This window comes from uncultured Roseibium sp., from assembly GCF_947499295.1.
Taxonomy (GTDB): domain Bacteria; phylum Pseudomonadota; class Alphaproteobacteria; order Rhizobiales; family Stappiaceae; genus Roseibium.
Window position 1 is genome coordinate 1 of record NZ_CANMNP010000111.1, and the last position, 846, is coordinate 846.

The window sequence follows — 846 nt, forward strand, 5'->3', positions numbered from 1 at the left end:
TAAAGCGTGTCGCGTTTAATTGCATTCATATCCAGCGTGTTTGAAGAAGTTCCTGCATTCAGTAGGAGTGAACAGGTCACAGATTTCGCCAAGCGCATTGCAGATGGCATCGAAGCTCCTTGCTGCGTGTTTGCGCAACAGCGCCTTTAGCTTTGCGTAAGCCATTTCAATGGGGTTGAGATCGGGCGAATAGGGCGGCAGGAACAGCATCCACGCGCCGCGCGCTGTGATCAACGCCTCGGCCCTGTCGCTCTTGTGGAAGGCGACGTTGTCGAGGATAACGATATCGCCCTTTTTCAAGGTCGGCGCCAGTTGCGTTTCCACCCAGACCTCGAAGGTGCGCCGGTTCATCGGGCGATCGATGATCCAGGGGGCGGTCAGGCCATGGCTGCGCAGGGCCGCGATGCAGGTCTGGCTTTTCCAGCTTCCGAAAGGCGCGTGGGTCCGGTAGCGCTGTCCTTTCTGCGCCCAGCCGGTGCGCTTGGTCAGCTTGGTGTTGGTGGAGGTTTCGTCGATGAAACCCAGCCGCGCCATGGCCTTGTCGAAGAAGGGCTTGCGCCGTGTGATCCAAAGGTCGCGCTCGGCGGCGATGTCAGGTCGCTGTTGCTCGCTGGCCAGCAGGCTTTTTTTTATGGCTGAGACCGAGACGGCGAAGCAGCCGATCGACCGCCGAACGGTGAACCGTCACACCGCGCGAGGCCAGTTCCACAGTCAGTTCGTCAAGCGTCAGGTCACCGTTCTCCGAGACGTGAGACCTCAGCCATTCGTGCTGGCTGGAAAGCTTACCCACGCCGGGATTGCCCTGACGTTTGGGCCCAAGTGAGCCTGTCTCGCGCTTCAGGATCA

1 protein-coding gene and 1 pseudogene are annotated in these 846 nt (G+C 59.6%); both read right to left on the reverse strand.

The window, feature by feature from the left end:
• Positions 1 to 15: 15 nt before the first annotated feature.
• The gene (locus Q0835_RS29995) at positions 16 to 534 is read right to left on the reverse strand and encodes an IS630 family transposase (RefSeq protein WP_298967149.1); all 519 of its coding nucleotides are present in this window, start codon (positions 532 to 534) and stop codon (positions 16 to 18) included.
• Between the two features lie 58 nt (positions 535 to 592).
• A pseudogene (locus Q0835_RS30000) lies at positions 593 to 846 on the reverse strand (transposase); the annotation flags it as partial.